Source organism: Lysinibacillus sp. 38-6, assembly GCF_046245175.1.
In the GTDB taxonomy this organism is placed as follows: Bacteria; Bacillota; Bacilli; order Bacillales_A; family Planococcaceae; genus Lysinibacillus.
This window is the reverse complement of sequence record NZ_CP176417.1, coordinates 554136-580403: the sequence shown is the minus strand read 5'-3', so window position 1 is coordinate 580403 and position 26268 is coordinate 554136. Positions and strand designations below refer to the sequence as shown.

Genomic DNA, 26268 nt, shown 5'->3' with positions numbered 1-26268 from the left:
GGGATCTACTCCTCTTATAAATTCTTAATGCGCTTCCACCAGTCGCCGTCCTTAAATAAAATATAGACATAGTTGAGTTTATCACGATCGTTTAGGTAAGTAATTTCCCAAACGGCTCCTGCCTCCTCATAGCCTAATTTCATATGAAGAACCTTTTGGACATTTCCTTCTTTTTTAAAAACCGATAATGCTTGCTTTTCCGTAATACCATCTTTCAAAAATACTTCCTGAATGGAATCCTCTTCTAGATTCGTTGGAACAAAGACAGCCTTTTTGTCACCGTATTCGTCTACCCCGAATACAGTAACATACGAATGTTTGCCATTATATGTGTAGGACTCCGTAACAATTGCTAGAGCTTTGGCGTCTAGCGCCAACTGTTCAGCCTTTTCTTCAATTGAACTAAACGGAGCCTCGGCTTTCCAGAGTACTAAAATACCAATGACAAGTGACAGAGAAACCATAAAGACAGAAATGAAAATCAACCAGTTTTTCATATATTCACCTTATGTTTTGCATCTAGCTTATTTTGCGCTAAGAATGCCTGATATTCTTGCGTGTCTATAACTGCGCACACTTTCATTTTGCTTACCATTTTTGTCAACCTGCTTTCTTTCTCGTACCACAACATTATACACCAAAATTCTGTTGTCGTGTTTGTAAATTTCATTTATTGTACGTTGATAAACCTACGTTTTCAAATGATTTGGGCAACGATTTTTGTTTTTTCCTTTTGCACTAAAAAAGACTGTTCTTTATCAAGAAAAGTTCCGATAGTTTTACAAGTCGGTTACACGGGCAAAAATACCTTTTTTTAAAAAGAAGAAGTTTTGAACAAAAGAGAAAAGTGTTAGATTGAAGGCTATCAATCTAACACTTTTTGCTAAGTCCGCAACAGCGCTAGCTTTCAGCAGGAGTCGCCGCATCGGTCATCAATAACTAATTTATTATTTATTGTAAAGATAGAATAACGCTCTAAAAAATGCACACACACTTTAATCACTTTTTATAATGAGCTAATAACAAAATTTGCACGTCCATTATTTTTCGCTTTATACAAGTTACGGTCTGCCTGTTTAAAAAGCTGTAAGTATTCATAATTATGCAGGTCATTCACACAGGCTCCAAGACTTATCTTTAAAGGATAACTATCATTTTGTTGTTCTAGTTTTAATGTTAACAAATAGCCATGTAACGCTTTTATAAAATCATAGATAAATTGCTTTGTGTGATGACGAAGGCAAACGATAAATTCATCACCGCCATAACGAACAATGACCGCTTCTTGATTGCGTATAAAATCTCTTATGCCCGTGGCTAGTAATTGGAGCACCATGTCGCCAAATAAATGACCGTAACGATCATTATATGCTTTAAAATAGTCAATATCGAGCACAATGACACCGACAAATTGCTGATAAGTCCGTGCATCCTTTAGCCAATCATGGAGCTCAACATCAAGAAAATGACGATTTAGCACACCTGTTAAAGGGTCATAAAGTGCTCTTTTTTCAAGTTTCTCTTTTTGTCTATTAAATTCTAAATTCATAACTTGCTGAAGCAAATTGTCCGCACTCATTTTTTCGGTCAGCTCGATATACGCCCGTTGCACATCAAAAATTTCATCACGGTAATCCAATTGATAAAGTACGTTTAACAGCATACGCATCACTTTCTTTGCAATCTGATTATCACCATAAGATTGCGCTAATGCTATCGCTTGTTTATAATACGCCACCGCTTCTTCAAGTTGTTGTTGATGTTCATATAAAAACCCATACCCAAATAAGGCAGCTACTTTTTCTCGATTATGATTTTCAATAATATCCGAATTCAAAGTATGATCCAATAGCGCTTGGCCCATCGCAAAATCGCCCTCTAAAATATAGACATCCGCTAAATTATTATTAATGCGAATATCTTGAAGCTTTGCCAATTCCGGCAACGACTTCGCAAGCATATGATTATACTTTCTTGCAATCAACGCAGCTTCAAGCGCTTCCTTATAACAACCATTTTCTACTTCGAGATAGCATAGATTACTGTGGCAGCGAACAAGCATTTTTATATCTTTTAATTGGGTTGCATATTCAATCGATTTTTTGGTCATCTCCACCGTTTTTTCTCTTACACCAACTAAATCATATATTAAAGACATAACAAGATAGTAATTCATAAAGTCCTTTGTCGTACCATACTGCTGGCAGCAAGCCTCGTAATCATAGATATGACTCACCATGCTTAATGTATCGCCTAACGCATGATGAATTAATATTTTTTGGTAAAACAAGTCTAATCCATGCTTATAATTATCATTTTCCAAAGCGACTAAAAGTCCCTGTTCAGCAAGATTTAGCGCTTCTGTCAAACGCCCTTTTGTCCGCATTTCCATAATTGTTTTATTCAATTCTTCTAATGTTAACTCCAATTTATCACCACTTCTCTATGCCGAAAATTTTCTTATCCAAAACATCCTATTGCTTATACATTAATTATAAGCGATGTCTATGTCCCCGTCCGTCATTTCTTTCACATCCCATAAATTACTAACGTCAGGAATCGCCACTTTTTCACAAAATCACACTCCTTGTCTTTTGTTGTGATGACCTTCCATGTACCAGTATGATTTCATTACATAGATTTCATTAAATTCAATATTTTTTATATATTAGCACAAATACTTCCATTATTGTCCTCGTTTCTTATTGTTTTTACCCATATGATGAAGGTAAGTTTGTAAAAATGTAAGGGACGTGATGTTTTGAATTCAAAAATCAATCCTGCAGATCCAGCAACAATCCCTAAATTTGTAGATATGTTGCCGAAGCCAGTTACTGCCAAAGCAAAATACAGTAGTGGTCACCCGAAGAAGGAGTATTATGAATTGCAGATGATGGAAGCCGAACATTGTTTTCATCGCCATTTTCCGAAGTCCACCATTTGGGGATATAATGGCATTTATCCAGGTCCTACTATTGAGGCATCGAAAGACAAAACCATTTATGTCAAATACAAAAATCAATTGCCCACAAAGCATTTTTTACCTGTAGATTTCACTCTCCATGCTGCCAATGATTCACAGGAGGTTCGTACGGTAACACATCTTCACGGAGCCAATGTAGACTGGGAAAGTGACGGTCATCCTGAAGCGTGGTATACAAGGGACTATACGTATACGGGTCCTAAGTTCAATAAAGAAATACATGAATACACGAATCATCAGCCTGGTACAACGTTGTGGTATCATGACCACGCAATGGCGTTAACGCGCTTAAATGTTTACGCAGGGCTTGCCGGTTTTTATTTGCTTCGCGACACACTGGAAGAGCGCTCAAACTTACCATGTGGCGATTATGAATATCCATTATTAATTGCAGATAAATCTTTTAATGAAGACGGCTCCCTGTTCTATCCTGAAGGCCCCCCCTTCCCCGTGCCGGTGCATCCTTCAATTACACCTGGCTTTGTTGGCAATACGATTGTTGTAAATGGTAAATTATGGCCCTATTTAAATGTTGAGCCCCGTAAGTATCGTTTCCGTTTGCTCAACGGCTCGAATAGAAGAGGCTATGTGATTAGCCTTTCAAATGAGCAGCCTATGATTCAACTCGGAACTGATGGAGGCTTTTTAACAGCCCCTAATGAAATTTACACTGTGGAATTATTGCCCGCTGAAAGAACGGATGTCATTATAGATTTTTCAACTTGTGAAGGGCAGGAAATTACCTTACTCAATACGGATACCGATTTTTTTGATGAGCATACAAGCGTCATTATGCAGTTTAGAGTGAACCGCCCACTGCGCTGTGAAGATACGAGCGAAATACCAGAAAGGCTCGCCGTCTCCATGGATTTACATCCCCATCATGCACATATCGAACGCAACTTACCTTTAAGTGCTACGACAGATGACTTCGGTAGACCGATGTTGTTATTAAATGATCGGATGTACCATGATCCCGCGACTGAAAAGCCTGCGCTCGATAGTATTGAAGTGTGGAATTTTATTAATGCAACACCATTTATACACCCTATCCATCTACATTTAATCCAATTTAAAATTCTTGAACGACGGCCATTTGATGTGGAGCTTTATCAAAATGAAGGAAGACTGGAATTTACGGGTCCAGCGGAAGAACCTCGTGACTATGAGAGAGGCTGGAAAGATACCGTCAAAGCTGACGCAGGGAAAGTGACCAAAATCATTATGCATTGGAAAGATTATATCGGAAATTACATGTGGCATTGCCATTTCCTTGAACACGAAGACCATGATATGATGCGACCAATTCTCGTGATGAAGGATGTTCATCCTGTGTCGCAACCTCACGCTGAAGTCACGCATGCAACAGAGCAGCATCGTGTAGCACCAACGGCCATTCCAAACAATAATGAGCAAACTGCCCCGCTTTTGACCAATGCTCACAGCCCTCATTCGTCAACAAAGCAGCATGCTACCGTGACGGATAGCCCTGATGTATCCACTACAAATGAACCTTTGCCACACGTCGCTACGCATAAACAAAATGTGTCTCAGTTTGTACCTCAACCCGTTTTTCCGGCTAATAGAAGTCAACCGCAAACCAACATAGCCAGTAGATGGCGTAGAAGACGCTAAGTTAAAAATGAGGTATTTGACGTTTTGCTTGTCAAATACCTCATGTTGTTTAGCTCTCCCCAATACTTCATCCTTTACTCCAATTGAATAACAGGCAATAATAAATCTAATTGCGTAAAATCTTCCCCTCGGTACCATTCCAGTATTGATCGTGTGGGCACCCAGCTATGTTGAAGCGCATATTGCATTAATTTATAGTAACCAGTTTTTATTTGTGTTATCGACTCGTTAAATGGTAATGCAAGACAGATGCAGGCTGGCATTTGTTCGATAAAATCAACCTCAGTTATTCCGTCTACAGGTGTAGTCTTAGCCACACCAAACCCAATTTGTGCATTAATTAAATCTTGACCTGATAAATAATTTACATAATAGCTGTTAATTTGAATATTGCGTTGTTTTAATGCATGGGCCCTTTTCGCAAAATGCTCGCCAAACTTGCCTGTTTGGGATTGCGCAGTGAACCAAATAATTTTTTCATCATTTTTGTCAATTAAATAGATGTCTTCTTGAATAGAATTACTTTCTAAAAAGCGCAAGCTGACATCCATAAGATCTCGTTTTTTCTTAATCGTACGTATCCACTTGTGCATCATCGTTTGACGCGCTGTCTCGTCATGTTCGAGTATATATTGTTGAATATCCTGAATCGGTACATTTGCAATACGTAAAGTGGAAATCAATTTTACGGTAGCGATTTGATGCTGTGCATATATGCGATAGCCGTTTTCACCTCTTTTTACAGGGAGCAATAAATTTTTCGATTCATAGAAACGTAACGTACTTTTTGGAATGCCTGTTCTACTAGAAAATTCTTGAATTGACATATCATTATGCAAAGCTATCCCACCTTTCCTCTTTATAGTAAACCTTCAAGCTACTTGAAGGTCAAGAAACGAATTGTGCGAAAATTGTGTGAGTGACTGGCACCCAAACAATTCTGAATTGTTTGGGTGCCAGTCACTGCTTTTCACCACTCACTGCTTTTCATTTCATATTCAGTTCATATAACCGTGCTATAGTAAAGTCACACAAACAATGATGCTATTGTTTACTGCAATGAAGGAGGATTTTTTTATGAATAAACAAACGAAAGAGGCACCTATAAAAAATTGGCGACGCTTTGTGCAGCTTGTTAAACAAGCTGAACCACCGATGCCTTTGTTAATTATTGCTTTATGTATGAGTTTAGCAACAACGGGCGTTGGATTTATCGTTCCGCTTTTCACAAAACAATTAGTGGATGGCTTTTCTCTTCAATCCCTTAATTACTGGCAAATTATTTTATTAGGAATAGCGTTTATCGCGCAAGCTATCGCCAGCGGGCTTTCCATTTACTTTTTGAATCGAGTTGGCCATCAAGTTGTAGCTAAATTGAGAGATCAGTTATGGTGCAAATTACTTCACTTACCAATCCCTTACTATGACGATAATGATACCGGTGAGACATTAAGCCGTGTCACAAACGATACCGCAGTTGTCAAAGAGCTCATTACTGAACATCTAGCAAATTGTTTATCAGGTGTTATTTCAATTGTAGGTTCAGTTATTATTCTATTATTTTTAGATTGGAAGATGACCTTAGTCATGCTTATCGCCGTTCCAGTCGCAATGATTATTTTAATGCTACTAGGAAAGCGCATGTTTGTTATATCGAAAGGGATGCAAGATGAGACGGCTAAATTTACGGCTGTGCTCAATCAAGTATTACCTGAAACACGATTAGTAAAAGCTTCAAATGCTGAAAATATCGAATATGAACGTGGCAAAAAAGGCATTACCAACCTATTTCATTTCGGATTAAAAGAAGCGAAAATCCACGCCCTTATTTCACCATTAATTTCGTTCGTCCTGATGAGCGTTCTTGTGGCGATAATTGGCTATGGCGGTGTACGGGTTTCCTCTGGCGAACTGACAGCTGGTGATATGGTCGCCTTTATTTTATATTTAATTCAAATCATTATGCCGATGACGCAATTAACAATGTTCTTTACACAGCTTCAAAAAGCAATGGGTGCAACGGAACGAATCAGTGCATTGCTTGAGCATACAGAAGAAAATATTCATGAAGGTCTTCAGTTAGATAAAGTGCATGAAGCAATCCATGTAAACCATGTAGATTTCGCTTATGGTGATGAACCCATTTTATCGAACATCAATTTTACAATTGAGCCCGGTCAAGTGACAGCCATTGTTGGTCCGAGTGGCGGAGGAAAGACAACAACCTTCGCACTGCTAGAACGCTACTATCAACCGACAAATGGCTTAATTACACTAGGTGATACACCGATTGATACTTTTTCACTTCATTCTTGGAGAAGCAAAATTGGCTATGTTGCACAAGAAAGTGCCCTACTGTCAGGGACAATTCGTGACAATATTTGTTATGGTATTGCAAAAGAGGTTTCAGACGAAGAACTTGAACGCGTGGCAAAAATGGCCTATGCCGATCAATTTATTAACGAACTGCCAGATAAGTATGACACAGAAGTTGGTGAACGTGGCATTAAGCTGTCAGGCGGACAACGTCAACGCATTTCGATTGCCAGAGCCTTGTTGCGCGATCCACAAATTTTAATGCTAGATGAAGCAACTTCTAGCTTGGATAGTAATTCAGAAATTTACGTACAAAAAGCATTGGATAATTTAATGCAAGGACGAACAACACTCGTTATTGCGCATCGTCTTTCTACTGTTGTCGATGCCGATCAAATACTCTTTATTGAAAAAGGGCATATTACAGGCTGTGGGACACATGCTACCTTATTTGAAACACATGATATGTATAGAGAATTTGCTAAACAACAATTACGCATTCAAGAGTAAAGACGAAAGGATTTGTTCTCATGACAAAGCTATTAGTTGTGGATGATGATGAACATATTAGAGAATTAGTAAAAGTATTTTTACAAAATGAAGGCTTTGATGTAGTAGAAGCAATTGACGGTGTAGATGCACTGTCCAAACTAGAAACAGAAAAAGTCGATATGGTCATTATGGATATTATGATGCCCAACATGGACGGCTGGGCATTATGCAAGGAAATACGAACATATAACAGTGATTTACCTATCTTGATGCTCACGGCCAAAGGTGAAACGGCCCATAAAGTGAAAGGTTTTAATTTAGGGACAGATGACTATTTAGTGAAACCATTTGAGCCTGTTGAATTGATTGTCCGTGTTAAATCTATTTTAAAACGCTATCGCATTGCACTTTCTCAAACGATTGAAATCGGTCATGTAAAAATGGATCGTCATACTTACGAACTTCTGTATGATGGTGAAAGTATCACGCTGCGCTTAAAAGAATTTGACCTATTATTTACATTAGCAAGTTATGCGGGGAAAACTTTTTCCCGCGAGCAGCTAATCGAAGAAATTTGGGGCTTTGACTACGAGGGTGATGAACGGACAGTAGATGTTCATATTAAAAGATTACGTGAGCGTTTCCCTGAGGACAAAAGTGGATTTGCTATCCGAACAATTCGTGGCCTTGGCTATCGTTTGGAACTAACATCATGAAATATTGGAAATTCACCCTCAAGCTCATCATGATTTTAACCATTTTTCTGTTAGCAAATATCGTATTTGCCTTTATCGCTTTTCATGTCACTTCTTGGCTATCTGAACGCTTGGACATCCATCTTCAAGGGTTTTGGCGCCAATTAACGACCGTACTTGGCGTATTTGTTCTTTTTGCTTGCTCTGCTGCTTGTATTTTTTTAATCGGATTAAAAAGACAGCGTAATTATTGGGATTCAATTGTTGATGCCATCGCACGAATTGCTAAAGGCGATTTCAATGTCCAATTAGACAAAATGTCAGATGATGAAAATGATCATTTTGGCCAGCTAATTAGTGGCATTAATCATATGGCGGTTGAATTAGGCGAATTAGAGCGTATGCGACAAGAGTTTATTTCTAACGTTTCGCATGAAATTCAATCCCCTCTAACATCCATTAATGGATTTGCCAAAGCTCTTAAAAATATGAATCTAACTGAAGAGAAACGTCAGCATTATTTGGCAATTATTGAAATGGAAAGTCATCGGTTATCAAAAATTAGTGATAATTTATTAAAACTAACGTCTTTAGAATCTCAGCATCACCCCTTTGAACCGAAGTACTATCGACTCGATAAACAATTACGCAATGTTGTACTAGCCCTTGAGCCTAATTGGTTAGCGAAACAAATTGATATTGATATCCAATTACAAAATAGCACAATAAAAGCAGATGAAGACTTGATGAACCAAGTATGGTTGAACGTGCTCAGTAACAGCATCAAATTTACAGACAATCATGGTCAGATAGGCATTTCGATGTTGGCTCAACATGACACGATAACCGTAAGCATTCGCGATAATGGCATCGGCTTAACCGATGAGCAGCAAAAACATATTTTTGAGCGTTTTTATAAAGCAGATCAATCGAGAGTTGCTACAAATGGAGGTAGCGGTCTCGGTTTATCGATTGTAAAGAAAATCATTGATATGCATCATGGGACAATTACTGTGCAAAGTAAGCTTGCCGAACAGACAACATTCGAAATAACACTCCCTCTAGACAATGAGACAAATAAAGAAGAGCATAAGTTGTGAATGACGTTCACACCTATGCTCTTCTGCTATTTAATAAGCGACTTGTTTAAAGTACTGATATATTTTCGCTAATTTTTTATCTTGCTTGCCATTCTTACTTTCCATATAACCAAATTCGAAAAATTTCACTTTTTTAATGCCTACAAAATTAAACAACGCCTTGCGCATTAATACTTTATGGGCATTATTCAACAACAAAAGTGGATATTTTGTTGGACCTTTCATCGTAGATACACATACGACGGACTTGCCTGTTAATAGTCCATCTGGGAACCAGCCTTTTTTATCTCGATAGGCAAAATTGGATGCAAATAATTGATCAATATAACCTAAAAGCATCGCTGGCGGTCTTCCCCACCAAATCGGATAGACAAAGACGATTTTATCTGCCCATGTTATTTGTTGTCGATATTTCTCCATTTTCGGGTCACGATACATATCACGGCGACGTTTATGCTCATTAAAGTGTAAAAGTGGGTCAAATTGTTCCTCATATAAATCGAGCACTTGTAATTCACTTATGTACGGATTGGCTTTACATCCCTTTACCACTTCTTGCAAAAAGGCATAGTTTAAGCTTTTATGATTCGGATACGTATAAATCACTAATGTTTTCATAACATCCTCCATTACTTATCATTTGATAACTAAATACTACACACATGTCTTTTAGTTGTCAAATGATAATTGTTTTAAGATAAGTTTTTTGGTATCTTGTTACGTAAGAGGTGATTATTTGGACAAGAATGCATTATTTAATCAATTTGTCACGTTTACAGCAAACGTCCATCAAGTAACAAGTGACTTAACACAAAATATCAACACAGATACCATTACACCTGTTCAATACAAAATTTTAGAATATTTGAAAGTAAGTCAGCCTGTCACGATTACCGAAATTAGTGATTGTCATCATATGTCGTTACCCAATACAAGCCGAGAGCTTAAAAAACTACAAGAAAAACATTTAATTGAAAAAATAAGTGATAGTGAGGATCGTCGTAAATATTACGTGCGTCTATCGGAGGATGGCGAACAATTGATGAATGAAGCTTTTGCCCGTATCGAAGCCCGCTTTCAGCAGCTTATTCAACATATTTCGAAAGAAGATCTCACGGAAATACAGCACGCTTTAAATATTTTGCAACAGACGGTTTTTAAACAATAAAATAATTTTTAATAAAAAAAGTGACCTCAAATGCAATCTGATTTGAGGTCACTTTTGCTCTATTTTTTTAACTAGCTTCGCTATATAAATTAATAAACCAATAATTGTTAGGGGTATCGAAAGTGCAACTAAAGTAGCAATAACTGCAAATATATCTCCAACAAGTATTTTTGACATGATTAAATTTCTCTCCTTGTAAACTTTTAAATTACCAAGAATAAAGAAGTGACTTCGTTCTGTAAAAATGCCTTTGTTGCAATGATTATTCTTCAATATGTTTTTGCGTTTATTTACTAAAAATCGTCAGCAGTTACTTCGTCGCTCCTCATTTTTAATTGATTAGCTTTTATTGTCTTTCATTCATAAGGGTTGGTCTTTCGTCTGATTTGAATCTAATGATGCGGCTTTTACATGATTCGTTCCAAATCCAATCCCTGAAAGGACCAAGAATAACTACTGATGTTAAAATATAATATTATCTTATCAAATCATTAAAATATAAAAAAGTTAAAAATGCATAATAATTATATAATTCAAAAATTATTCATATTATTTAAATATAGAGTATCTATTATTTACAATGTAAATATTATTATTAGCATAAATTGAAAGCATAGATATCTTCATTTTTTAATTACTTATGCGATGAAATTTAATGTTTCACACCATCTCACGGTTATTAATTGAGCCTGTACCTTTTCCTTTCATACAAATAGTTAATAATCCGTCACCCATTGGCACGTTCTTTAATAGTCTAAAGATGACTAAAGGAGGTGACTCATGTGGGAGCTGTTTTAAATAAAAAATGGCTAGATCAACATTTAACTTCCCTACCATTATGGCAACAGCACGCATTCACAGACTTTGCAACAATGATTGCAGATGATGCAAATATGTTCCCATGCATTCCTGCCAGAACAGGTTTTTTATCAAATCAACTACGCTTTAGCTTTATCGGAGATCCCCGAGAGTTACAATCAGCGAAAGACTTAGCAAATTGCTTAAAGGAATATGGCACTTGTGCACGCGCTGCTGGAAAATATACGTCACATGCTGTTTTCTTTGAAACACCAGAGGATATGCTGAAAAGCTATCAAGTAGAGGATTACAGAACCTTATTTTGGAATGTTTTGAACAATGTAACAACATTTGATGAACAACAATGGCCTGCAGAAATTCCTGCAGACCCTTCTATTCATACTTGGGAATTTTGTTTTAATGGCGAACCGTACTTTGTCTTTTGTGCAACACCTGCGCATCAACTGCGAAAAAGTCGCCATTTTTCAACATTGCTCATGGCCTTTCAGCCACGTTGGGTGTTTGAGGAAATCAATGACACGACTGTCCTCGGTCAAAAATTAAAAAGGCTGATACGAAAACGCATTGAACAGTATGACGCAATCCCAGGACACCCCGACTTAAAATGGTATGGTCAAAAGGATAATTATGAATGGAAACAATATTTTTTAAGCGATGATGAGCATAGCCCTTCGAAATGTCCGTTTTTAAGAGCCAGTTTGCCCTTAACGTTTCCAGAGAGGCGTAAGAATTAAACGGAGCGATTGTTGCTTCGTTTTTTCATGAGAATCAATGTAGCCAAAGCAATGATGACCAGAAACAGCAGACTGATGTAGAAGCCGAGTCTGCTTGTTTTTTCTCCTAATGTACCCGAAACCGTCACTGCAATTAATAGCATTCCTATAATATTTTTCACATGTTGCCACTTCGTTAATGTCATAAGCTTCGCATAGGTCACTAAAATAAAAAACCAATTGTAGATTAACATTAAACCTGCTGCCGTTATTAAGTATTCAAAAATCTTTTCTGGAATTAGGTAGCCTATCACAATCGTAATGATTAATCCAACTGTAAGAAAAACAAATGCAGGCAAAGGTACTTTCAGCTTGCCTTTTTTCGCTAATAACGCCGGCGCATCTCGATCTTCGGCTAAAGCTGTTAAAATGGTTATAACTGCATATAAAGAAGCAACCATCGTTGAAAATCCCGCAATAATTAATATGCCCGTCATGATATCTGCAACAAATGGTATACGAAAATCAGCAAGGGCCGTTATAAACGGGCTTTCATCAATTTTAAAAGTTTCCCATTGAACTAATGCAAGTGCTCCAGTTAGCGCAATAACATAAATTGTGGTTAGTATGACGATCATTACTTTTCCAGCTTTCGGTGCTTGCTGTGGATTTTTTAAATCAATAACTAAAAGGCCCATCACTTCAATGCCGCCAAAAGCAAAAAATGCATATAATAAACCAAGCCAAATCCCTTTTACCCCTTCAGCAAAGAAACCTTGAAAATTTGCTATAAAGGCATCTATTTGCTGCGGCTCACGATTCATCCCTTTCAGCAAAAGGATAACAGCAACAACTATGAACATAACTACAGCTGCTGCTTTCATCGCCCCAAAAATATTTTGAAATTTTTCAAAACCCTTCATCCCAGTAAGAATGATTAGCAAACCTAGTGCCCCAAAGCAAGATGCCGTCACCCATAACGGGATGGCTGGAAACCAAAATTGCATGAAAATACCTAATGCCATTAATTGGCTGCCCATAATTAATATTTCTGAAATCAAATAAATCCAGCCATTACTAAATCCAGCCCAATCGCCGAATGCTTGTTTAGCATAAGTACGGAAAGACCCTTTATCAGGGTTCGCAACAGACATGATGACCAGTGCATCGTAGACAAGATAGGTTCCAATGGCAGCTAAAATAAATGGAAACAATACAGCAGGTCCACTTTTGGCAATTGCCATGCTTGTGCCAAGAAAAAAACCCGTCCCTAATGTACACCCTACACCGATTAGAGAAAGCTGCCACCAAGACATTTGACCTTTGCTGGATTTTGACTCCATTTATATCACTCCTATACCGTTTTTCGCACGAGTGGCAATGTCATACAGCGAATGCCACCACCGCCTTTTTCAAGCTCAGTTACTTCAATCGCTATGATATTTTTCTTTTGTAAAATGGGATGGTTTTTAAAGTGCTGCTTTGTCGCTTTATTACTGACTAATAGCGTCTCAGGATCGATATTTAAAAAATTGATATCAGGTATCGTATTATATTTTTCTAACCAATACATATCAAAACCATGACGTTTTAAAAATTGTGCGGTCATATCAAAGCGTGTTGTATTTGTGGTGAAAACTTGGACAGGGAAATAACGCATAAAGCTTTTAGCTATGACAACATTATCGTGTGCTACATTACAATTCATATCTAAATGGAGCGTGTCTGAGCTACGAGGTAAGTCAATAATGCCGATTTCAGAAAATCCCGCTTGAAAGATACGATCCTTTACGCGTTCAACGCCCGCTCGCGTTGTCCGTTCGCCGATATTAATAAGCACAGCATCCTTGTTTAATACCATGACATCCCCAAATTCTAATATGTCGCCTGTTTCCTTAGGTGCTGTAAAGTGATGAGGAAACCATTGTGCAAGTAAGCAATGGGCATGTCCATATTCAGGACGTCGAATGGAGCTACCAGCCTCACCTGGCAACAAGTGATTACCAAATACACATGCAAGATCACGCACAAAATAGCGGTTAAGCAACTGTTCGCTAAGTAGCTGTGCATCTGCTTGTAGTTCCTGTGCGTAATCAATTACTTGCACGCCCGCATGTTCCAATGTTCCTTTCAGTTCCATGAAATTTTCCATTGCTTTTGCATGAGAAACTGGTGCGCTCCATAGAACATTTTCTGCCGTTTTTAAATCTGGCACGTCTAATTTAGAAGGTGCACAAAGCATGACAACCTTTAGCTCCTCGTGCTCCGACCAACAACTCGGTTGAAATGAAAACATGATGATATCTCCCCTTTTTTCATTGCTATCCTTGTTAGCCTTACCATCACCATGAAGATTATACGAAGCAACATCAACAAGAAAAACACACCATAGCAATGGTGTGTTCAAAGTGTAGACAAAGGCGTTTATCGCAGCTACGGTTTGGCGGTTGGGCGCTCTGCAGGCAAAAAATCAAAGCCTTCTTGATAATAGTTTTTACAGAAATGCGAGTTAGGTTTATTTTCATCTAGAAAATTTTTAGCACATTAGGAACTGTATTGCTGTAAGTAGACGTTACTAGTTGATTGGAGTGGAAGGCGCGACACTCCTGCAGGAAAGCATTAGTTGAAGCCGTGCCTGGAACAGAAATCAACGGTTGTTCACAACCCTACTTTGTTTCTTACGTAAAATATTCTAATTTCGCATTCGGGAAAAACTTTTTCATATAGCCGTAAAGATGTTCTTTGATGTCCTCTTCTTCTTCTTTTTGATAAATATATTTGCCGATACCATATTTGCCCCATTTATACCTTCTCGCGGTTTCATCCAACTCTAATTTTGTCATTGGATAATTTTTTTCAATTACTCTTTTCGCTGGCTTTGTAAAGCGATGTTGAATAAATTCAAAGGTAATATCATCTCTTACATCTTGCGGTAATTCCGCATCAAGCCGCTCAAACATATGGTAATAGCCTTCTTCCCAACCGTCATGCAAATAGATCGGTGCGACAATAAAGCCAAGCGGATAACCTGCCCTCGCCACTTTTCCAGCTGCTTCAATACGCTTGTCTAAAGGAGATGTGCCAGGCTCAAAGTTTTTAATTACATAGTCCGCATTGACACTAAAACGAAATCTCGTTTTACCATTATGTTTGGCATCTAGTAAATGATCGACATAATGAAATTTCGTAACAAATCGTAGTAATCCAAATTCACTTTGTCCAAAATGCTCAATCGCTCTTTTCAATGTATGTGTTAAGTGATCAATCCCGACAATATCTGATGTACACGATGCTTCAAAGCGCGTAATTTCAGGTGCTCTTTCTGCCATATAGTTGTCAGCAGCCTCCAGTATTTCATCCACATTGACATAGGTGCGAATATACGGCTTACTGCCCATCGTTGTTTGCAAGTAACAATAATGACAATGCCCCATACATCCGGTCGCAAATGGGATTGCATATTCCGCCGACGGTTTGGATGTATCAAATTTTAGCGTTTTTCGAATACCGACAACGAGCGTTGACTTGGCAATCCGATACTTCTGCAAATCATTTTCTCCAGGAAGATTACGCACCTGATTATGGGAAGTCGTATAACGAATTTCCACACCCATTTGCTCAAATTTTGCTTTTAACTCTTGTCCTAATGGATAATCGAGCGCGTCAGGCTCAAAATAAACGAGTTGAGGTGTAAATGGTTTTCGCATCTTCTACCTCCATCAATGAAAATATTGATGATACGCTTGCTCCGCATCCATCTCACTTGAAAAAATAACAAAGTCGTTTGTTAAAGGATAGTATGTTTCAAATAAAAAAAGCGCTAATTCCTGTGGATTGTCAGGATTATTGACGACTGCCGCTTCCTGAATATTTGCCACATCTTGAATATGGGGATTGCGATAAAAGATATAAACAATATCCCCTGCGTTATATGATTGCTGTTGCATTTTTTTACCCTCCTAAGTCATTTCAAGTAGTTTGGCTAAGAAGGTGAAATTTATGTTTGGCTATTAGAAATTGCTTAACTGAACATTTATTTGACGTCGTACTTCATCCAGAAGGTTAGCAATGCTGCGCGTGTATGGGAACAAATTGAATTTTTATTGATAATCATTAGTATTACAAATACTAACTTCCCTCTTTTGTCCTCCCTTTTTTACCTGTTATTCATTTCTAGTAATTGCTCTATTTTATGATTGGCTTTCGTTAATACTTGTTTTATTTGTTGAAGCTCCTTTTCCTTCTGAACCATTTGTTCATACTTATGTTGAAATAACAATTTTAATTGCTTAACATTATCAATTTCTTCATCTGATAACGGCTTTGTATGAACCGTTTTTTGCGACAATTCAAAAAGCTTGTTAATTTCGTGCAGTGAAAAACCAGATTGCTTAAGTTGCAGAATAGTATGAACGACTTCAATGTGATGCTCATTATATTCACGTTGATTATTTTTTAATGCTGGATGCAGTAGATTTATTTTTTCATAATAACGAATTGTATCTTTACTAAGACCCGTACAAAGTGCAAATTCACCGATTTTCATAATAATCACCTATTATTTTGTAAATTTAGAAACCATTAATAGCAGTATACAATGAAAAACGAAGCGAATGATATGGTGACTGTAAGTAAGTTGTTTATTTGTATACAGTCCTTCTGCAACCGCTACTACATGTAACAAGATAAATTCAACTATTAAGAATAACAATAACCATTCTCTGTCCGGAATCCAAAGCGTTAAAAGCATACTAAGTGATAAGATAATAAAAATAAATGTCCGCAGTTGGTAGCCTTTCTCTTTCCACTGCAACACACTTGCAAGACCTATCAATAAAGCGTATCCCCCTATCAGTACATTAGTAATAATAGCGATTTTGACCACTCCCCCTCTTTTAGTACTTTCACTTTAAAAGATGGAGTTCACTCCATGTCAATCATTAGCTGTTCATATATTTACAACTGACCTCTATTATTTTTGCAATATTGATACTTTTAAATAGGCCAAGCCTTTGCTAATGTTATGCTAGCATGCAGCATTGAGTTACAAAGTAAGGTACCTGCGCAATTATTCTTTGCTATCAATTCAGCTAAATAAGGAAGGTTTATAACTATGCAAAAAACAATAAGCAATTCACATTCAAGCACTTTTGATCTTATTTTATCCGCAATGTTAATTGCACTAGTGTTCGTTGCAACACTTACACTAAATATTAAACTACCAATCAAAGCAAATGGTGGCTTGGTCCATCTTGGTACAGGAATGCTCTTTATCGCATCAATTCTTTTTGGTCCTAAAAAGGGAGCAATGGCAGGGGCGATTGGCATGGGTTTATTTGACGCCGTTTCAGGTTGGTTATTGTGGTCCCCGATTACAATCGTCGCTCGAGGCTTACAAGGCTATATTGTCGGAAAAATCGCTTGGTCTGTCGGACGCAAAGGAGATAGCCTTGCCTTCAACCTTTTTGCAATGATCGTTTCCGTGCCATTTATGGTAGCTGTTTATTATGTTGGAGAAGCTATTTTATATGCCAATTGGGTTGCACCTTTAACTTCTATTCCAGGGGATTTAGTGCAAAATGTTATTGGGATGATTGTCGCGATACCCGTTTGTTTACTGTTAAAGAAAACACCGATTTTTAAATAAAATCGATATACTCTACTCTCAGTTCGATAAAGGTCCCAAACACGAAAAAACACACTCGCTTACGCGAATGTGTTTTTTTATTTGGATAAATCTATTTTTTTATTTATTAAGTAAATCGTTACACCACCGACCGTCATGGATAATAACTCTCCAACTCCAACGGTAAACCAAGTTGCCCAAAACGGCAGATCATATAGGATGGTTAACTGGCCTGCAACGGTAAACATCGATACAGCAAAAATCAATGCTGTGACGACCATTTTCCAACTATCACTCTTCATATTTTTCGTTACTGCACGGCAAAGAATTAACACTAAAAATGTTGCAATACCGCCAATCGGGACATCGAGTATCCAAGTCGGTGACATGAAATTTGCTTGTATTACGCCTAACGTGACAGCTACAATATAGCGTTTATTGTACAATGCCAGATAGTTAAACATCTCCGACAAACGAAGCTGGACTGCTCCGAAGCTAATAACGGATAATACGACAGTGACAGCCACATATAGGGCTGCGACCAGTGCTACTTTTGTAAGTTCCCTTACAGAAGTACGGGGTGAATCTTTTACAATAGATGTATTCAATTTACATTCTCCTTTGTAAAATAGCACATGTGCTATTTTAGTACTAACTACGGCCAAAGGATGAGAGCTGGATGCCCTAACTGAAGTGCCGTAGTGCAAGCGTAATTTTGCTTACTTGCGTATTATAGCAGAAGAATGTTTTATTGACCAACACTATTTTGCAAGCCATCCGCCATCTAACGGGATGACAGCACCGTGCATATAATCAGCTGCTTGACTCGCCAAAAATAGTGTTAAATTTGCGACCTCACTTGGTTGTGCCCAGCGACCGGCAGGTGTTTCATCTGCAACCCACTGCGCCATTTCACCATCGCCTTCAAAATCTGCTTTTGTCATGGGTGTTTGAATAGCCCCTGGCGCAATGGCATTGGCACGGATGCCTTCTCGACAGTAATCTAAATCTAGCTGTTTCGTATATCCTACAATGGCATGCTTAGACGCTGTATAGGCGGCACCCCCACCACCAGCAATAAGCCCCGCAATGGATGCCATATTGACGATGACGCCCGATTTACGCTGCAACATATGAGGTAAGATTGTATTCGTCACAAAATAAGTACCTTTAACGTTGGTATTCATTATTTTGTCCCACAGTGCTTCATCTGTATCAAGCGATTTAGCAAAGCCATCTAACACACCCGCCGTATTTAATAATATATGTACTTCACTAAATACAGCGATAGCATTTGCAAAAGCTCGTTCTACATCACTTTTCTTACAGACACTCCCTACCGTATAAGCAAAGTGCTCAGGGTATTGTTGCTGTAAATTTACTAAGCCTTGCTCATCCACATCTAAACCGAAAACATTAGCCCCGTTTTCTAAAAATGCAACAGCTTGCGCATGCCCAATCCCTGAAGCAGCACCCGTAATAAACACGGTTTTCCCGCTGTACTCTTCAAACTTCATCCTATCTCTCCTCAATTTAAAAGCAATCTTTAGTTTCCTTGTACATCAAAAAAATAGCATACTAAGGATTACTTAGCACACTATTCTCCCCATTAAAACCACATTATTTAATCGACGATTGTCCAGTCCTCGGCTAATAAATCACAAACAGTTGGTGTGAACATTGTATAGCCCTCACCGCGTACATTAATTAAAAAATAAGGGTTTAAATTGACCCCTTCATGCTCGCTTTGGCCAACAAGCTTTACATATAATTCAGCGCCGCCCCATCCATCACGAATTACTTTCTCGCCCGCTTTTAAACGCGGTAATACTTCTTCAAATGTCATTAATACTCATCCTTTATTCACAATGTTTTCAAACTTTCCACACAAAAAAGTATACTGGATAATTATTTTGTTTACAACAATAGCTCGTTCATTTATACTTTTCATTCTAACTACTTATTTTGACTTTAATGTGAGTGACTTGCTACTTAACGATACTAGCCCTACCAAACGAAAAAAGAACCTTCAATCCAACATGGATCAAAGGTTCCTATTTTTTAATGACTAGTTTTTATTTAAACCAAGTGCCTCCGCTGTTGAAGCATGCACTTCTTCAAGAAGCTCTGGATTTTGTAGTAAAGAAATACCGTACGAAGGAATCATTTCTTTTAATTTCGGCTCCCACTCTTTTGTTTGTTGAGGGAAACATTTTTTGATAACTTCCAGCATAACGTGAACGGCAGTAGATGCCCCTGGTGAAGCACCTAATAAAGCAGCGATTGATCCGTCAGCAGCACTTACGACTTCCGTACCAAATTGCAATGTTCCTTTACCGCCTGCTTCAGTATCTTTAATAACTTGTACACGTTGACCAGCAACTACGATATCCCAATCATCACTTTTAGCAGTTGGGATAAACTCACGTAACTCTTCCATACGTTGATCTTTTGATAATAGCAGTTGTTGGATCAAGTATTTCGTTAAGGACATTTCTTTAACACCTGCCGCTAATAAAGTCGTAATATTATGCGGTTTTACAGAAGCAAATAAATCCATGTTTGAACCTGTTTTTAAGAATTTTGGTGAGAAACCAGCGAATGGACCAAATAGTAATGATTTTTTATTATCGATAAAGCGTGTGTCTAAATGTGGAACAGACATTGGTGGTGCACCAACTGCCGCTTTACCATAAACTTTTGCATGGTGTTGTTCAACAATTTCTTGATTTTTACATACCATGAATAATCCACTAATTGGGAATCCACCGATGTGTTTTCCTTCAGGAATACCTGATTTTTGTAATAACTCAAGGCTTCCTCCGCCAGCGCCAAGGAAGACGAATTTTGCTGTATGGTATTCCATTTTACAGCCATCTTTATCATGTACTTTTAATTCCCATAAGCCGTCTTTCGTACGTTTAATACTTTCGACACTATGGTTGTAGTTGATATCTACATCTTTCTCTTTTAGGTGGTCAAATAACATACGTGTTAAAGCACCGAAGTTAACGTCTGTACCAGTGTCAATTTTTGTTGCAGCAATGGCCTCATTTGCTGGACGGTCTTGCATAATAAGAGGAATCCATTCTTTTAGTTTCTCTGGATCATCAGAAAATTCCATTCCTTTGAAAAGAGGATTATTTGACATTGTTTCATAACGTTTTTTCAAATACTCAACATTTTTTTCGCCTCGTACCATACTCATATGTGGTAATGGCATAATAAAATCTTGCGGATTTTGGATCAGCTTGTTCTTTACAAGATAAGACCAAAACTGCATCGAAACCTGGAACTGTTCATTAACATTGATTGCTTTGCTAATATCAATAGTACCGTCTGGTTTTTCAGAAGTGTAGTTCAGCTCGCATAGTGCTGCATGCCCTGTTCCTGCATTATTCCATTCATTAGAGCTTTCCTCACCGGCGTTTGAAAGTTTCTCAAACACAGTAATATTCCAGTCCGGCGCTAATTCTTTGAGCATTGTCCCCAAAGTCGCACTCATAATTCCGGCACCAATTAAGATGACGTCTGATTTAGTTACTCTGTTACTCATTTTTACCATCCTTATATTTTAAGATTTGCAGAAATGATGTAGGTGTAAACTAGTCACACACCTTTTCTGTATCAACTATAAACTTACAATAGTCTATCACAACTAATTAAAGAATAAAATATCTACTACAATATTATAGTAATAAACTAATCAAAAAGTAGTAAAAAGTGCGAAGTCCGCTCATAATGTCCTATAAACTCACAATAGCGTAAACTTTCCCTTCAGTTTTCCAAGAATAGCATCGATCAACGAAAATTCCATTCAAACGGGTACTTACTTAACGTAAAGACTGGACTAAATAAACTTTCGTATTCTTCTGCTTCGCTTAAAGAAAAGCCCTATAACTTTTAGTCTAGTAATCGACTCTATTTTACATGATTTACTAACTTACACAAGGTACCTTCAAACTAATTTGGCTTTTTTAACACGATGATTTATACATAAGTGAAAATATCGAGGGCTAAGACTACTTTTATTATTAACCAACATAATTGAGTCTATGTTTTACAAATAACATGGTTTTTAGTCATCTTCCTCCTTAGCTACTGTATACGCTTTCATCAAATCAATCAAGACTTAATGTTTCAAATTCTTCATTTCCCTCCTTTTTCATTCACGGTTTCACGATCTTTCAAACAAGCTAACTAACCCTCGCTTTGTTATATAACACATTCCGCATCAGATAAATTCTACCATACAATAATATAAATTATTAGAATATTTTATTTATTAAAAACATATAAAGCTTCTATTATATATGTAGATTCACCTATAATTTCTACTTGAATCATTTAATCATCTGATTTTTCGCATAATATGCTCATTACACCAAAAAGGTAGATCACCATAAATTTTGGTGAACTACCTTTTTAATTTTCGGGAATACTGTTTTACAACTCTATTTACTCTGCCACTATGTTTGAGGAAACACAAAGTAATACAGGTTATATTCCACCCAAAGTTAAAAATTTTAAATTGTAGCTGATTCCATCATTTTTTTCTCCAGTGCTTTTTGTTCTGTCGCTTGTTTTACTTTATCAAGCAAATTTTCAGCAATATGAATCGTATAACGTCCAGTTACTATCATATTTTTTAAGTCCCGAATCGTATAGCACTCTTCTTCAAGTTCATTATAAATACAGCCATACTGAAGATGATGATGCGTATCACTTCCACCGATAACCGGTTTATTAAATGTTTTGGCAAATTGATAAACAAGGTGCGAATTTTCCTCAATGCCCATTGAATATAAATCTTTACCATTTAAATCAAATGCATCAAGCTTATTTAACAGTACTGGGTCTAGATCGAATAAAGGTGTACTTTGACGATATGGATGTGCACCTATGATTAATTGTTCAAATGGTGCAACAAGTTCAAGCAAGTGAGCAAACGGAATAAAGCTACCCTTAGCTGTGTACGGTTCTAACATCGTCCGTATTGCACGAATAATAATTCGGTCTGCCACAATTAAAATATGTCCCACCTCTTGAATATCTACTTCCATTCCCGGGAAAACTTTCACATTATCAACTAAGTAATAGTTATCGATATATGGGTACATTTCATCTAATGTATTATAAACATCAAAAAAATTCCGTGTATTAAAATGTTCCGTTAAGGCAAAACCAGCAAGGCCATTTTCTTGTGCCGACTGTACCATTTTTTGAAAATACTCTAATGAAAACTCTACCTTTTTTGACAGTTTACCGTGTGTGTGAAAATCGAATTTCATTTGAATGCACATCCTTTTTAATAGTAAATACCTAATGTAAAACTAAGGCCAATATAAAATATAGAAAAGACGATAAATGCGTAATCATTACGCTGGAATGTAAAGTAAGCGGTTTTCAGCTTTTTAATTTCCGCATTGTTTATAGAATGGCTAAAGCCTTTTGTTTCTAGTGCTTCTACAGTCGTTCTAGAACGTTTCGCTCCATTTAAAATAAGCGGATAAAAAGACAATACTAAAATTTTTATATAATAAACCCACATGCGCCAATATAAAAACCCTGTTTTTTCAGGTGCTTTGCCACGTAAACGATACGACAAGATTACTTTATGAAACTCTTCCATTAAAGTAGGTAAAATGCGATAGCAATAGGAAACACTAAATGATACTTGAACAGGTACGCCTAAACGTATAAGTGCATCGCTAAACTTTTCTGGATCTAAACTCGTAAATACGGCAACGCTCGCTAATGAGATAACCGCAAGTTTAATAGTCAACCAAAACATCGGTTGGATGGATGCTATATCTCCCCCAAAAAATAAAGAGACAATAAATAACACAGCTATTTCACTCACTAATCCTACCAATAATATGCATAAAATGAGTGGACTAACCCGAGCTAACATCGTCATACCAATCATAAACAGTAAAAAGCAAAGTAATATTATTTCGTTATGGATAAACCACGGTACAATCGCAAAAAATAAATACCAGAAAACGAGTGTCCTTGGATCTAATCGACCTAAATAAGTGTCTCCGCTTCCATAGGCTGTTTTCAAAAGTTCTCCTTTTACATACTCCAATGAAAGCTTGTCAGCGATACGATTAACTATATTCAAAAACTTTATCCTCTCTTTCTATACTGTCGAACTGTTGGCAAAAATCTTCCACCGTATAAATTGTTTCACTTAGACCAAGTTGCCTACTCAATTCAACGATTTGCGGCAGTACAAGCCCCGCTTTTTGTAACAACGGCTGATTAAGAAAAATCTCCTGACGATTGCCATCTGCAATAATTTCACCGTTATGCATTACAATAATGCGCGTCGCCCATTCCGACACTAGCTGCATATCATGTGTCGCAATAACAACAGTTTTAACATGATCTTTTAAAGCTTCTAACATATGGACAACGTGTTTTTTCGTGGCAATATCTAAATTCGCTGTCGGTTCATCGAGCAAAATAACAGTCGGTTGCATTGCAGCACCAATCGCCAAGGACACTCTTCTTTTTTGTCCACCACTTAAAAGCCTTGCATCTCTTTCCTGTAAGTCTGTCAATGCAAAATCATGTAAAATCGTGTCAACGATGCGATCGTATCCTTTCACTTTTCTTGCTTTTAAAAACAGCTCAATTTCTTTTTTTACAGAATCCTCAATAAACATCTCTTCTGGATTTTGATATACATACGAGACATATTTCCCTAATTTCTCAGGTGTCGCATGCTTTGTTACTATACTTTGCACCGTTACTTGACCGTGATTCGGTTTAACAATGCCCGCTATCAGCTTAATGAATGATGATTTTCCTGCACCATTATTGCCGACAATGGCAATCCGTTCCCCTTCGTAAAAAGTAGTATCAATATTTTTTAATACTTGCTTTCTTTGCTTTTTTAAATTGCGGAATTGCAAAGAGACTTGTTCCATTTTAACGACTGCTTGTGTTTCTTGTTGCGTCTGGTAATCCCATTTTTTAACGAAGGATGTGTTTGTTGCTTGTAAAAACTTACCAAAATGTACGATACCTTCTTCTACAGTCAAAGGTAATTGTGTCGTAACAGCTTCATGACCTTCCAAATACTTCGCCGCTTGTGTAATTTGTGGTGGGTAAATACTACGACTTACTAATTCATCCACTTTCGATAACGCAACTTTGACAGGCTCTTTCCACAACATCCGGCCTTTGTCCATCAGTACAACAGATTGACAATACGCGGCTATTAACTCTGCATGATGTTCAATAACAATAATAGTTATACCAAATTGTTCATTTAATTTTTTCAGTACTTTATATATTTCTTCAGCATGTTGCGGATCTAATTGTGCAACAGGTTCATCGACAATCAATATTTTGGGTTTCATCGCAAGTACACCAGCAATCGCCAATAAATGCTTTTGCCCCCCACTTAATTCCCAAATAAATTCATTGGCAATAGCAGTCAGTCCTGTAACTTCTAATGCCCACTGTCCTCTTTCTTTATAGTCGGCCAAGCCATAATTTAATGGCACAAACGATGCATCCTCAATAACAGTTGGCCGCATAATTTGATTCTCAAAATCTTGATAAACATAGCCGATTTCTTTCGATAGCTCTGCAACTGAAAATTGTGATGTATCTCTATTTCCAACATATACTTGCCCTTCAAAATCACCTACGTAAAATTTTGGGATAAGTCCATTAAACGTTTTACATATCGTCGTTTTACCAGAGCCATTTCCTCCGATGATTGCGACAAACTCTCCTTCATTTATTGTAAAGTTCACATTATTTAACACTTTCTCTTCAGCGCCAGGGTACGTGAAGGACACATCTTTTACTTGAATAATCGGCTTAACCAAGGTTTTCAAGCTCCTTTGTATGAGTACGTTTAGATTTTAAGCGCATAACAACTAGGACAATAATTGTCACCATAAAGGACAACGTGATCGGAACCCAAATAAACCAATTACCGAAAGCATCTAAAAAATCTGGTTCCCATTCACCAAATGCCCAATCTGTTTCCGATAAAAATTCAGCAGCAATGGCAGTTACAGCTAGCATAATGGAGACAACGACTAACTTAGGTGTAACAATGGCTCCTATTGTATACTTCATATTTTTGTTACGTGGTTTCATCCCTAATAGCGGCTCGATTTTGCCATATAAGCGCGGCACTAAATATAACGTTGGTAATAGCGCAAATAAAATGCCCGAGAATAATAAATCATTTAATAATGAAACGCCTTCAATAATGACAATACTTTGGGCTAAACCTGAGACAGCCTCAAATTCCTCTACCCCAACCCATACTTTACCAATATCTACAATCGTACCTAATAAATGATGAACAAGGAGCCCTGCCACAACGGCAACTGTAACTTGTTTACGATTTAAAGGATTCCGTACTAAAATACCCGCAATATACATACCTAGCGAGAAAGTGATAAACTTTTCAACTTCTCCAATGCCGCCAAATTGTCCAAGCATTAATTCACCAAATATAATTTCGCCAAGCGATGCACCAATTGCTGCATAAAAGGGATGAAATAAAATACACAATGTTAACGGAATAAAAGCAAAATATTCTACAGACAATTCGATAAACCCTAATTGTACGGAAGGAATTAATTCCGTAAACATATTGGATAATCCGTAAAGTGACATTGATAATATAAATACCATCATTTTTTGAGACTGTGTTAATTGATACGGGCGCTGAATCGACATTTA

26 protein-coding genes are annotated in these 26268 nt (G+C 37.3%); 7 read left to right on the top strand and 19 right to left on the bottom strand.

Annotation, left to right across the window (positions count from 1 at the left end):
* Positions 1-14: 14 nt before the first annotated feature.
* Both ACKVEV_RS03030 and ACKVEV_RS03025 read right to left on the bottom strand, forming a co-directional pair.
* A complete protein-coding gene (locus tag ACKVEV_RS03030) occupies positions 15-497 on the bottom strand; it encodes a DUF5590 domain-containing protein (protein WP_409368922.1) in 483 nt (160 codons plus the stop codon).
* A gap of 509 nt (positions 498-1006) precedes the next feature.
* Positions 1007-2428: a diguanylate cyclase gene (locus ACKVEV_RS03025; protein ID WP_409368920.1), complete on the bottom strand. Its 1422-nt coding sequence runs from the start codon at positions 2426-2428 to the stop codon at positions 1007-1009.
* 333 nt (positions 2429-2761) lie between these two features.
* On the opposite strand from ACKVEV_RS03025, the gene ACKVEV_RS03020 reads away from it, so the two are divergent.
* Positions 2762-4618, top strand: coding sequence for a multicopper oxidase family protein (locus tag ACKVEV_RS03020; RefSeq protein ID WP_409368919.1), 1857 nt, complete (start codon positions 2762-2764; stop codon positions 4616-4618).
* A gap of 74 nt (positions 4619-4692) precedes the next feature.
* Here ACKVEV_RS03020 and ACKVEV_RS03015 read toward each other — a convergent pair whose 3' ends face one another.
* Positions 4693-5457 carry a MerR family transcriptional regulator gene (locus ACKVEV_RS03015; protein ID WP_409368918.1) on the bottom strand — a complete coding sequence of 255 codons (765 nt, stop codon included), beginning with the start codon at positions 5455-5457 and terminating at the stop codon, positions 4693-4695.
* A 238-nt stretch (positions 5458-5695) separates the two neighbouring features.
* Here ACKVEV_RS03015 and ACKVEV_RS03010 point away from each other — a divergent pair, with 238 nt between their 5' ends.
* The 3 genes from ACKVEV_RS03010 to ACKVEV_RS03000 are packed head-to-tail and all read left to right on the top strand — an operon-like array spanning position 5696 to position 9221.
* Entirely contained in the window at positions 5696-7444 is a 1749-nt protein-coding gene (locus ACKVEV_RS03010) for an ABC transporter ATP-binding protein (protein WP_409368917.1), read from the top strand.
* Positions 7445-7464: 20 nt separating this feature from the next.
* The gene (locus tag ACKVEV_RS03005; protein ID WP_409368916.1) at positions 7465-8142 is read left to right on the top strand and encodes a response regulator transcription factor; all 678 of its coding nucleotides are present in this window, start codon (positions 7465-7467) and stop codon (positions 8140-8142) included.
* Positions 8139-9221, top strand: a complete 1083-nt coding sequence (locus tag ACKVEV_RS03000; protein ID WP_409368915.1) for a sensor histidine kinase — start codon at positions 8139-8141, stop codon at positions 9219-9221. Before ACKVEV_RS03005 ends, ACKVEV_RS03000 begins: the two co-directional genes overlap by 4 nt.
* A gap of 30 nt (positions 9222-9251) precedes the next feature.
* On the opposite strand, the gene ACKVEV_RS02995 is transcribed toward ACKVEV_RS03000, so the two are convergent.
* A complete protein-coding gene (locus ACKVEV_RS02995) occupies positions 9252-9839 on the bottom strand; it encodes an NAD(P)H-dependent oxidoreductase (protein ID WP_409368914.1) in 588 nt (195 codons plus the stop codon).
* Positions 9840-9957: 118 nt separating this feature from the next.
* Here ACKVEV_RS02995 and ACKVEV_RS02990 point away from each other — a divergent pair, with 118 nt between their 5' ends.
* Positions 9958-10389, top strand: a complete 432-nt coding sequence (locus ACKVEV_RS02990; RefSeq protein ID WP_409368913.1) for a MarR family winged helix-turn-helix transcriptional regulator — start codon at positions 9958-9960, stop codon at positions 10387-10389.
* A 48-nt stretch (positions 10390-10437) separates the two neighbouring features.
* Here ACKVEV_RS02990 and ACKVEV_RS02985 read toward each other — a convergent pair whose 3' ends face one another.
* Positions 10438-10566, bottom strand: a complete 129-nt coding sequence (locus tag ACKVEV_RS02985) for a hypothetical protein (RefSeq protein ID WP_409368912.1) — start codon at positions 10564-10566, stop codon at positions 10438-10440.
* Positions 10567-11171: 605 nt separating this feature from the next.
* Between ACKVEV_RS02985 and ACKVEV_RS02980 the strand changes: the two genes are divergently transcribed.
* A complete protein-coding gene (locus ACKVEV_RS02980; protein ID WP_409368911.1) occupies positions 11172-11942 on the top strand; it encodes a YqcI/YcgG family protein in 771 nt (256 codons plus the stop codon).
* On the opposite strand, the gene ACKVEV_RS02975 is transcribed toward ACKVEV_RS02980, so the two are convergent.
* The 6 genes from ACKVEV_RS02975 to ACKVEV_RS02950 all read right to left on the bottom strand — a co-directional run bounded on the left by ACKVEV_RS02975 (position 11939) and on the right by ACKVEV_RS02950 (position 16806).
* Positions 11939-13264 (bottom strand): amino acid permease, encoded by a 1326-nt coding sequence (locus ACKVEV_RS02975; protein WP_409368910.1) that lies wholly within the window; start codon positions 13262-13264, stop codon positions 11939-11941. The genes ACKVEV_RS02980 and ACKVEV_RS02975 overlap by 4 nt on opposite strands.
* Before the next feature lie 11 nt (positions 13265-13275).
* Entirely contained in the window at positions 13276-14217 is a 942-nt protein-coding gene (locus ACKVEV_RS02970) for an arginine deiminase family protein (RefSeq protein WP_409368909.1), read from the bottom strand.
* Positions 14218-14599: 382 nt separating this feature from the next.
* Entirely contained in the window at positions 14600-15628 is a 1029-nt protein-coding gene (gene splB / locus ACKVEV_RS02965) for a spore photoproduct lyase (RefSeq protein WP_409368908.1), read from the bottom strand.
* Positions 15629-15640: 12 nt separating this feature from the next.
* Positions 15641-15868, bottom strand: a complete 228-nt coding sequence (locus ACKVEV_RS02960) for a transcriptional regulator SplA domain-containing protein (RefSeq protein WP_409368907.1) — start codon at positions 15866-15868, stop codon at positions 15641-15643.
* 209 nt (positions 15869-16077) lie between these two features.
* Positions 16078-16467, bottom strand: coding sequence for a MerR family transcriptional regulator (locus ACKVEV_RS02955; protein WP_409368906.1), 390 nt, complete (start codon positions 16465-16467; stop codon positions 16078-16080).
* A gap of 12 nt (positions 16468-16479) precedes the next feature.
* On the bottom strand, positions 16480-16806 hold the full coding sequence (locus ACKVEV_RS02950) for a hypothetical protein (RefSeq protein ID WP_409368905.1): 327 nt from the start codon (positions 16804-16806) through the stop codon (positions 16480-16482).
* Positions 16807-17034: 228 nt separating this feature from the next.
* On the opposite strand from ACKVEV_RS02950, the gene ACKVEV_RS02945 reads away from it, so the two are divergent.
* Entirely contained in the window at positions 17035-17568 is a 534-nt protein-coding gene (locus tag ACKVEV_RS02945; protein ID WP_409368904.1) for an ECF transporter S component, read from the top strand.
* A gap of 77 nt (positions 17569-17645) precedes the next feature.
* On the opposite strand, the gene ACKVEV_RS02940 is transcribed toward ACKVEV_RS02945, so the two are convergent.
* From ACKVEV_RS02940 to ACKVEV_RS02905, 8 genes are all read right to left on the bottom strand, one after another.
* Positions 17646-18155 carry a QueT transporter family protein gene (locus ACKVEV_RS02940; RefSeq protein ID WP_409368903.1) on the bottom strand — a complete coding sequence of 170 codons (510 nt, stop codon included), beginning with the start codon at positions 18153-18155 and terminating at the stop codon, positions 17646-17648.
* A gap of 153 nt (positions 18156-18308) precedes the next feature.
* Positions 18309-19064 (bottom strand): 3-oxoacyl-ACP reductase, encoded by a 756-nt coding sequence (locus tag ACKVEV_RS02935; protein ID WP_409368902.1) that lies wholly within the window; start codon positions 19062-19064, stop codon positions 18309-18311.
* Between the two features lie 107 nt (positions 19065-19171).
* The gene (locus ACKVEV_RS02930; protein WP_409368901.1) at positions 19172-19393 is read right to left on the bottom strand and encodes a DUF2829 domain-containing protein; all 222 of its coding nucleotides are present in this window, start codon (positions 19391-19393) and stop codon (positions 19172-19174) included.
* A 222-nt stretch (positions 19394-19615) separates the two neighbouring features.
* Positions 19616-21103: a malate:quinone oxidoreductase gene (locus tag ACKVEV_RS02925; RefSeq protein ID WP_409368900.1), complete on the bottom strand. Its 1488-nt coding sequence runs from the start codon at positions 21101-21103 to the stop codon at positions 19616-19618.
* 970 nt (positions 21104-22073) lie between these two features.
* Positions 22074-22838, bottom strand: a complete 765-nt coding sequence (locus ACKVEV_RS02920; protein ID WP_409368899.1) for a PHP domain-containing protein — start codon at positions 22836-22838, stop codon at positions 22074-22076.
* Positions 22839-22855: 17 nt separating this feature from the next.
* On the bottom strand, positions 22856-23674 hold the full coding sequence (locus ACKVEV_RS02915) for an energy-coupling factor transporter transmembrane component T family protein (RefSeq protein ID WP_409368898.1): 819 nt from the start codon (positions 23672-23674) through the stop codon (positions 22856-22858).
* Entirely contained in the window at positions 23661-25397 is a 1737-nt protein-coding gene (locus tag ACKVEV_RS02910) for an ABC transporter ATP-binding protein (protein WP_409368897.1), read from the bottom strand. The genes ACKVEV_RS02915 and ACKVEV_RS02910 overlap by 14 nt, the downstream gene beginning before the upstream one ends.
* Positions 25390-26265 carry a cell division protein FtsQ gene (locus ACKVEV_RS02905; RefSeq protein ID WP_409368896.1) on the bottom strand — a complete coding sequence of 292 codons (876 nt, stop codon included), beginning with the start codon at positions 26263-26265 and terminating at the stop codon, positions 25390-25392. The genes ACKVEV_RS02910 and ACKVEV_RS02905 overlap by 8 nt, the downstream gene beginning before the upstream one ends.
* Positions 26266-26268 lie beyond the last annotated feature (3 nt).

Excerpts from the sequence above, each read along its gene's own strand:
- ACKVEV_RS03030 (WP_409368922.1), bottom strand. The coding sequence starts at position 497 with ATGAAAAACTGGTTGATTTTCATTTCTGTCTTTATGGTTTCTCTGTCA.
- ACKVEV_RS03010 (WP_409368917.1), top strand. The coding sequence starts at position 5,696 with ATGAATAAACAAACGAAAGAGGCACCTATAAAAAATTGGCGACGCTTT.
- ACKVEV_RS03005 (WP_409368916.1), top strand. The coding sequence starts at position 7,465 with ATGACAAAGCTATTAGTTGTGGATGATGATGAACATATTAGAGAATTA.
- ACKVEV_RS03000 (WP_409368915.1), top strand. The coding sequence starts at position 8,139 with ATGAAATATTGGAAATTCACCCTCAAGCTCATCATGATTTTAACCATT.
- ACKVEV_RS02995 (WP_409368914.1), bottom strand. The coding sequence starts at position 9,839 with ATGAAAACATTAGTGATTTATACGTATCCGAATCATAAAAGCTTAAAC.
- ACKVEV_RS02985 (WP_409368912.1), bottom strand. The coding sequence starts at position 10,566 with ATGTCAAAAATACTTGTTGGAGATATATTTGCAGTTATTGCTACTTTA.
- ACKVEV_RS02975 (WP_409368910.1), bottom strand. The coding sequence starts at position 13,264 with ATGGAGTCAAAATCCAGCAAAGGTCAAATGTCTTGGTGGCAGCTTTCT.
- ACKVEV_RS02970 (WP_409368909.1), bottom strand. The coding sequence starts at position 14,217 with ATGTTTTCATTTCAACCGAGTTGTTGGTCGGAGCACGAGGAGCTAAAG.
- splB (WP_409368908.1), bottom strand. The coding sequence starts at position 15,628 with ATGCGAAAACCATTTACACCTCAACTCGTTTATTTTGAGCCTGACGCG.
- ACKVEV_RS02960 (WP_409368907.1), bottom strand. The coding sequence starts at position 15,868 with ATGCAACAGCAATCATATAACGCAGGGGATATTGTTTATATCTTTTAT.
- ACKVEV_RS02955 (WP_409368906.1), bottom strand. The coding sequence starts at position 16,467 with ATGAAAATCGGTGAATTTGCACTTTGTACGGGTCTTAGTAAAGATACA.
- ACKVEV_RS02945 (WP_409368904.1), top strand. The coding sequence starts at position 17,035 with ATGCAAAAAACAATAAGCAATTCACATTCAAGCACTTTTGATCTTATT.
- ACKVEV_RS02935 (WP_409368902.1), bottom strand. The coding sequence starts at position 19,064 with ATGAAGTTTGAAGAGTACAGCGGGAAAACCGTGTTTATTACGGGTGCT.
- ACKVEV_RS02930 (WP_409368901.1), bottom strand. The coding sequence starts at position 19,393 with ATGACATTTGAAGAAGTATTACCGCGTTTAAAAGCGGGCGAGAAAGTA.
- ACKVEV_RS02925 (WP_409368900.1), bottom strand. The coding sequence starts at position 21,103 with ATGAGTAACAGAGTAACTAAATCAGACGTCATCTTAATTGGTGCCGGA.
- ACKVEV_RS02920 (WP_409368899.1), bottom strand. The coding sequence starts at position 22,838 with ATGAAATTCGATTTTCACACACACGGTAAACTGTCAAAAAAGGTAGAG.
- ACKVEV_RS02905 (WP_409368896.1), bottom strand. The coding sequence starts at position 26,265 with ATGTCGATTCAGCGCCCGTATCAATTAACACAGTCTCAAAAAATGATG.